Source organism: Flavivirga amylovorans, from assembly GCF_030540875.1.
GTDB lineage: Bacteria > Bacteroidota > Bacteroidia > Flavobacteriales > Flavobacteriaceae > Flavivirga > Flavivirga amylovorans.
The window spans coordinates 140,180-147,713 of sequence record NZ_JAUOEM010000008.1; the positions used below are offsets into that span (position 1 = coordinate 140,180).

At 31.3% G+C, this 7,534-nt stretch carries 6 protein-coding genes; 5 read left to right on the forward strand and 1 reads right to left on the reverse strand.

Annotated features, from left to right (window positions below; translation table 11 throughout):
• Positions 1-157: 157 nt before the first annotated feature.
• Positions 158-1,225, forward strand: a complete 1,068-nt coding sequence (locus tag Q4Q39_RS19110) for a DUF3810 domain-containing protein (RefSeq protein ID WP_303284178.1) — start codon at positions 158-160, stop codon at positions 1,223-1,225.
• Here Q4Q39_RS19110 and Q4Q39_RS19115 read toward each other — a convergent pair whose 3' ends face one another.
• Complete coding sequence (locus tag Q4Q39_RS19115) at positions 1,226-2,020, reverse strand: DUF6503 family protein (protein ID WP_303284179.1); 795 nt, start codon at positions 2,018-2,020, stop codon at positions 1,226-1,228.
• Between the two features lie 192 nt (positions 2,021-2,212).
• Between Q4Q39_RS19115 and Q4Q39_RS19120 the strand changes: the two genes are divergently transcribed.
• The 4 genes from Q4Q39_RS19120 to Q4Q39_RS19135 all read left to right on the forward strand — a co-directional run bounded on the left by Q4Q39_RS19120 (position 2,213) and on the right by Q4Q39_RS19135 (position 7,361).
• Positions 2,213-3,013 (forward strand): TrmH family RNA methyltransferase, encoded by an 801-nt coding sequence (locus Q4Q39_RS19120; RefSeq protein ID WP_303284180.1) that lies wholly within the window; start codon positions 2,213-2,215, stop codon positions 3,011-3,013.
• A 104-nt stretch (positions 3,014-3,117) separates the two neighbouring features.
• Positions 3,118-4,350 (forward strand): M48 family metallopeptidase, encoded by a 1,233-nt coding sequence (locus tag Q4Q39_RS19125; protein ID WP_303284181.1) that lies wholly within the window; start codon positions 3,118-3,120, stop codon positions 4,348-4,350.
• Between the two features lie 31 nt (positions 4,351-4,381).
• Complete coding sequence (locus Q4Q39_RS19130) at positions 4,382-5,176, forward strand: HEPN domain-containing protein (RefSeq protein ID WP_303284182.1); 795 nt, start codon at positions 4,382-4,384, stop codon at positions 5,174-5,176.
• A 376-nt stretch (positions 5,177-5,552) separates the two neighbouring features.
• On the forward strand, positions 5,553-7,361 hold the full coding sequence (locus tag Q4Q39_RS19135; protein WP_303284183.1) for a DEAD/DEAH box helicase: 1,809 nt from the start codon (positions 5,553-5,555) through the stop codon (positions 7,359-7,361).
• The last annotated feature ends 173 nt before the right edge of the window (positions 7,362-7,534 follow it).

The window sequence follows — 7,534 nt, forward strand, 5'->3', positions numbered from 1 at the left end:
TATAGTTTTTTTCACACAAACTACTTAAAACACTAATTATTAATGCAATATTGGAGTTATTATAATAAGATATTAATTAAAAATTTGGTTTCTAACTTTTATAGAGCTTGTAGTTTTAAAAGAACAAACTAATTATTTTTTTAGGTACTTTTGATATATGTTGAAAAAGAAAAAGACCTTATTAGCATTGTCGCTAATTCCACAATATTTATTAATTACATGGCTATCTAAGTATCCTGAATTTGTAGAGCGGTTTTATAGTAATGGTATGTATCCATTTATTTCTAAAATATTCAGATATACTTTAGGCTGGCTACCTTTTTCATTTGGAGATTTGGTTTATACACTTTCCATAATTTATATGGTTAGGTGGTTTTATAAAAACAGGAAGCAGTTAAGAAAAAACACAAAACAATGGCTTGTTGATGTATTTTCGGCCATAGCAATTATGTACTTTGTATTTCATTTCTTTTGGGGCTTTAACTATTACCGATTACCATTGCATAAGAGTTTAGATATTGCTAATGACTATACTACAGAACAATTAATTTCTGTGACTGAAAAATTGATTAAAAAATCGAATACGCTTCATTTAAAAATTGTTAAAAATGACACGATTAAAGTCGAGCTACCTTATAATAAAAGTGACGTACTAAAAATGACTCCTGCGGGATACGAAAATTTAAAACAGGTATTCCCTTATTTGGAATATACTCCTAAAAGTGTAAAAAAGTCATTGTACAGTTATCCTCTAACTTATATGGGTTTTAGTGGCTATTTGAATCCATTTACTAATGAAGCCCAGGTTAATGGATTAATTCCTATCTACAAAGTCCCTACAACGGCTTCTCATGAAATTGCCCACCAACTAGGTTACGCTGCCGAAAATGAAGCTAACTTTATAGGGTGCATGGCAGCTATAAGCCATGACAATGTATATTTTAGATATACAGGCTTTACTTTTGGTTTACGTTTTTGCTTGAATGAAATTTATAGACGTGATCCATGTATCTATGAAGACATGGTTGCAGATGTCAATAAAGGTATTTTAAAAAACTATATGGAAATTCGTAAGTTTTGGGATTCCCATGAAAATCCCTCTGAGCCTATATTTAAACTATTTTATGGTAACTTTTTAAAAGCTAACAATCAAAATAAGGGTATGAAAAGCTACAGCTATGTAGTTGCTCTATTAGTTAATTATTTCGAAACTGAAAACCTGTAATTATTCTACAAGCGTTGCACCTTCTGGAATCTTAAAAAGGTCTATATTTGGCTTTTCGGTAGAGAGTTTAATATTAGTAAACTTCATATCTTTCTTCTTCGTAGTAGGCACATTATTTTCATAATGATACCAGGTTAAAGTCTCCGGTAATAACAGCCCGTCTATTGTTTGCCAATCACTATAGTTTATATATCTAAAATCCTTACTTTTTTCTTTTGAAAAATAAGTAACCGTATAACTTAACCATGTCATTTGATTGGTCTCAGAATCATAATACAAAACATATTCATCTTCTGAAGACTCCCCTATTCCACTTTCATAAGAAATCTTAATCCCTGGATATGATTTACCTTCAAACACTAAAGGTTCTACTTCTTTATAGTTAATACCATCATCAGCCAAAATAAATGGCATGGCATAAAAGTAAAACATCAAATTATAATAAAACTTGGCATTTCCTTTATAAGCTAGCGAGTCTTCTTGTTTTAACCAAACGTTATCCCCATCAAAACCAATTTTAAAGGTTTCAGTTTCAATTAGTGATCTTCTATTTTTTAAAGCTGTTGTTGTCTTTTCATTACCTTCTGGACGTTCTATTTCAAACACCAATCCTTGCATTTTATTCCATGCATCCAACCCTCCATGGGCTTCAAACACTTTTGATATACTTTCTGGATAAATACTTGTAGTAACATTCAAACTCTCTTTAGAATAGTTTATGGTGTCTTTAGTATCTGTATTATTTTTACAGGAAGCAAATAAAACTAAGATTGCTAAAAGTAGTATGTTTTTCATTTTATATATTATGAATTGATTGATTCTTTTTGTCGACTGTAAAAGTACTACATTACAAAAAAGCTTCAGATTTAGTTTTTAGATATAGAAGATTTAGTACAGGGGGGTCTTTGAAAATAAAATGATTAAAATATATAGTAATACTTGTTTCATATTTATAGTAAATTTGCTAAAACAAAACTATTAAATAAATTGCCTACCACGTTAATAACTAGTACTCAAAATCAATTTATTCGACAACTTACTCAATTAAAGGATAAGTCACGAGAACGTAGAAAAACAGAATTGTTTTTAATAGAAGGAGAACGTGAAATTTCACTCGCCATAAAAGGTCATTATGAGATTGAAACTATCTTGTTTTATCCAGAATTATTTTCGGAAGAAAAACTAAGCGAATTATCTACCAAACAAATAAGTGTTATTGAAATCTCAAAAGAGGTATATCAAAAATTAGCCTATCGAGATACAACTGAAGGTGTTCTAGCTCTTACTAAAAGTAAAAGTCATAGCATAACCAATTTAAAATTCAACACAAAAAACCCTTTAATTCTAGTAGCTGAAGCTCCTGAAAAGCCAGGGAATATTGGCGCAATTTTAAGAACAGCGGATGCAGCGAATGTAGATGCTGTAATAATAGCCAATCCAAAAACAGATTTATACAACCCAAATATTATCCGTTCCAGTGTGGGCTGTGTGTTTACCAATCAAATTGCAACTGGGAATACTTCAGAAATTATTGCCTTTTTAAAAGAGAAAAATATAAATATTTACTGTGCTGCGTTACAGGCTTCTACCAACTATTATACACAAGATTTTTCCAAATCAACAGCCATTGTTGTTGGTACAGAAGCAACCGGACTAAGTAATGAATGGCTAGAAAGTTCGACTCAAAATATTATTATCCCTATGCAAGGAGAAATAGACTCTATGAATGTGTCTGTTGCTGCTGGAATTCTTATTTTTGAGGCGAAAAGACAACGAAATTTTATATAATGATGTTATTACGAGGAGAGAAACGACGTGGTAATCTTTCAAATTAAACCTAAACAGATTGCCACAATTTTTGCAACATCTCGCAATGACCAACTTAATTATTTATGACATCAACAACTTTATTTTATATCATTATCGCTATACTGATTATTAACTTTTTAGTTGATAAAATATTAGATGCTTTAAATGCTAAACATTTTAATGATAAACTTCCAGAAGATTTACTGGATGTTTATGATGATACCGAATATAAAAAATCTCAAAACTATAAAGCAACTAATTATAAATTTGGAATTCTAACATCAACATTTTCTATTCTTTTAACGCTAGGTTTTTTATTTTTCGACGGTTTTGAATTTGTAGATAATATAGCTAGAGGTTATAGCGATAACCCCATTTTTATAGCGCTAATTTTCTTTGGGATTATTATGATTGGTAGTGATATAGTATCTACACCATTCACTTACTACAGCACCTTTGTTATAGAAGAAAAATTTGGATTTAATAAAACGACTGTTAAGACATTCATTCTTGATAAAATAAAAGGATGGTTAATGATGGCCATTGTTGGTGGTGGTATTTTAGCACTTATTATTTGGTTTTATCAAGTTATTGGAAATCATTTTTGGCTTTACGCTTGGGGATTAGTAGCTGTATTCACTTTATTTATGAATATGTTTTACTCAAAACTTATTGTGCCTTTATTTAATAAACAAACGCCTTTAGAATCAGGAAGTTTACGAGAGAAAATTTCTGAATATGCGCAAACAGTTGGTTTTAAACTTGATAAAATATTTGTAATTGATGGCTCAAAACGTAGTACAAAAGCAAATGCCTATTTTTCTGGGTTCGGAAGTGAAAAACGAGTAACACTTTATGATACTTTAATTAATGATTTAGATGATGAAGAAATTGTTGCTGTTTTGGCCCATGAGGTTGGTCATTATAAAAAGAAACATATTATTTTTAATTTATTCGCTTCTATTTTACTAACAGGTTTAACGCTTTTTATTTTATCTCTTTTCATTTCCAATCCGTTATTATCAAATGCTTTGGGTGTAGAGATTCCGAGTTTTCATATCGGGCTTATTGCTTTTGGATTATTATACTCTCCTATTTCTGAAATTACAGGTTTAATTATGAATGTATTTTCTCGAAAATTTGAATATCAAGCAGATGACTATGCTAAAAACACATACAAAGGAGAACCTTTAATTACATCGCTTAAAAAACTTTCTAAAAATAGTTTGAGTAACTTAACACCGCACCCCGCGTATGTATTCATGCATTACTCGCATCCTACATTATTGGAGCGGATTGGTAATTTGAGGAAGTAGAATTTATTATTAGCCGTTTTAGATATTTCTTATGAAAATTCCAAAGAAAAAAGCCCTAGTTACAAGAGAAAAAGCAAAAGGTATTTTAGGATACTTAACTGAATCCTATAGAGATTATCTTGCCTCCAGAATTCTATTTAATAATAATGAATTAATTCAAGCTTGTTGTCTTGCAAATACTTCCATTGAAAAAATTTTTAAAGCTTTATTAATACAATTTGAAGGAAAAACAGTTAAATATAATCACGACTTAAATAAACTCCTACCAGATATTGAAAAATATGATTTAGAAATATTCAATAGTTTAAATATTGATTTTCTCAAATCTATCTCATATATATATAAAACTAGATACATTGGTTCTGAAAAAACTGGGTATAATATTGTTATACTTAGAAATAAATTTATGGCTGAGTTGGATTATACTTATTCAATTTTAGAACCAAAAATAAGAGTAGGACTTCAGTCTCTGACTGATAAAATCATCACTCCTTACGAAGCTGATAAAATGAGAAAACTTCCAGCTCTAATTAAAAACAACTATATTTTATTAGATGATAACAAAACGAACCTAATCGAACATACAACAGAATTTGTTCTGGAATTGAGAATATATAAGAATTCTGTATTTGAAGCAACTTACTCAACTAACAAATCAAAAGATGATGGAATATTTAATTTTGAATCTTTAAAGCCTTCTGATGATATGGGATTAAGTTTCAAAGTATGTTTTCCCTCTCCAGATTTTAATGACATATATATTATTCATGACAATCGATTACTAATTGGACCTAATACTATAAAGAATAAAAATAATTCCGAGTGAATGTATGTTTTAAATCTTTAAAATCATTTTCAAAACTTTATAACATTTAATTTGATATAAACTTGAATAAAACAGATTGCCATAGTCGTACTTCCTTCGAAATGATATTTTAAAAAAATTGATTAGTGAAAGCGTGTTTAAACTCCCAAAAAACAAAAGTCTAAAAACTTCAATTAACAAGATTTCTGCCTTACTGAAACAAGTTCAGCACTGGTCACAGGAATAGCAAATAAAAAAAGCTTATATTTGCCGCTTGAAACTCAAAAGTGAGTTAAATTCCTCAGAGTGAGGGTGTGTTATTAGAAGTTTAAGGTTAAGTATGTCGATTCGCTTCTTTATGTAACACTACATAATATAATCGAATACTTATACAAGAATGAGCACATTCCAAGAATTAGGTCTTAATGACGACCTATTACACGCAATTACAGATTTAGGGTTTATTAAACCGAGTGAAGTCCAAGAGAAAGCAATTCCTATTTTATTAGAATCTGAAACCGATCTAGTGGCATTAGCCCAAACAGGAACAGGCAAAACAGCTGCTTTTGGGTTTCCTATGCTTGAAAAAATTGATGTTAACAGCAGAACAACCCAAGGTTTAATTTTATCACCTACTAGAGAACTTTGTTTACAGATTGCCAATGAAATGAAACAATACGGGAAGTACTGTAAAGGTCTTAACGTGGTTGCTATTTATGGTGGATCTAGTATTACAGATCAAGCCAGAGAGGTAAAAAGAGGCGCGCAAATTATTGTGGCGACCCCTGGACGTATGAAGGATATGATTAGCAGACGCATGGTTGATATTTCTAAAATACAATATTCTGTTTTAGATGAAGCCGATGAGATGCTGAATATGGGTTTTAAAGAAGATATTACTGATATCCTGTCACATACCCCAGAAGAAAAAAATACATGGTTGTTTTCTGCAACGATGCCAAGAGAAGTAGCGACTATTGCTAAAAAATTCATGAATGCTCCACAGGAAATTACTGTTGGAAATAAAAATGAAAGTACAAGCAATGTATCACACGAATATTATTTAGTCAATGCCAGAGATCGTTACCAAGCTTTAAAACGATTATCGGATGCCAACCCAGATATTTTTTCGGTAGTATTTTGTAGAACGAAACGTGATACCCAGAAAGTAGCAGAACAACTTATTGAAGACGGGTATAGTGCAGGTGCTTTACATGGCGATTTAAGTCAAAACCAACGTGACTTAGTCATGAAATCGTTTAGAAATAAACAAATACAAACACTAGTAGCTACAGATGTAGCTGCGCGTGGTATTGATGTTGACGATATTACCCATGTTATAAATTACCAATTACCAGACGAAATTGAAACGTATACACACCGTTCTGGACGTACTGGACGTGCAGGTAAAACAGGCGTTTCTATGGTGATTGTTTCTAAAAGTGAGGTACGTAAAATAAAAAGTATTGAACGTATTATTAAACGTCAATTCGAGAAAAAGGATATTCCGGATGGATCTGAGATTTGCGAAGTACAATTGATGTCTCTTGCTAATAAAATACATAACACTGAAGTTAATCATGAAATTGATAAGCATTTATCAAGTATTAACGAATTGTTTGAAGACACAGATAAGGATGAATTGATTAAAAAGTTCTTCTCTGTTGAGTTTACACGTTTCTATAATTATTATCAAAAATCTAAAAACCTAAATGTTTCTGATGATGGTGGTCGTGGTCGTGATCGAGACGGTGGACGTGATTTTGGAGGCAAGTCTAATTCTACACGCTACTTTATAAATGTTGGTAGTAAAGACAGTTTTGACTGGATGAAGTTAAAAGACTTCTTAAAAGAGCAGTTACAACTTGGAAGAGACGATGTGTTTAAGGTTGAAGTAAAAGACAGCTTCTCCTTTTTTAATACTGAAAACGAATTAAAAGACAAAGTATTAGCATTCTTTACAGACTTTAAACATGAAGGACGTTTTGTAAATGTTGAAGTATCTGAAAACCGTGGCGGTGGAAGACGTAACGACAGAAATAGAGGGAGAAGACGTGATGATAGAAAAGGCGGAGGAAGACGTGATGAAAGAAGGTCTGATTCAAGAAACAGAGGTGATAGACGTCGTTCAGAAGGATCTTCTAAACCAAGACATTCTGATTCTGGTAATTCAAGTACTTTTAAACCTAGACGTTCGAGAAGATAAACTAACACTCTAACATAAACTGTGCGGGTAAAAAAGCTTGGGTGATCGCCTAGTAGTGGTCGGAAGAAAAAATCTTCCGACCTTTTTGTTTTTATATTTCTAAACTCACTAGGATTAACCGACTGGTTTTTAGTTTTTTACTTAGGTTTTCACATGTGTTTTTTGTATCTTAT

Excerpts from the sequence above, each read along its gene's own strand:
- Q4Q39_RS19115 (WP_303284179.1), bottom strand. The coding sequence starts at position 2,020 with ATGAAAAACATACTACTTTTAGCAATCTTAGTTTTATTTGCTTCCTGT.
- Q4Q39_RS19130 (WP_303284182.1), top strand. The coding sequence starts at position 4,382 with ATGAAAATTCCAAAGAAAAAAGCCCTAGTTACAAGAGAAAAAGCAAAA.
- Q4Q39_RS19125 (WP_303284181.1), top strand. The coding sequence starts at position 3,118 with ATGACATCAACAACTTTATTTTATATCATTATCGCTATACTGATTATT.
- Q4Q39_RS19135 (WP_303284183.1), top strand. The coding sequence starts at position 5,553 with ATGAGCACATTCCAAGAATTAGGTCTTAATGACGACCTATTACACGCA.
- Q4Q39_RS19110 (WP_303284178.1), top strand. The coding sequence starts at position 158 with ATGTTGAAAAAGAAAAAGACCTTATTAGCATTGTCGCTAATTCCACAA.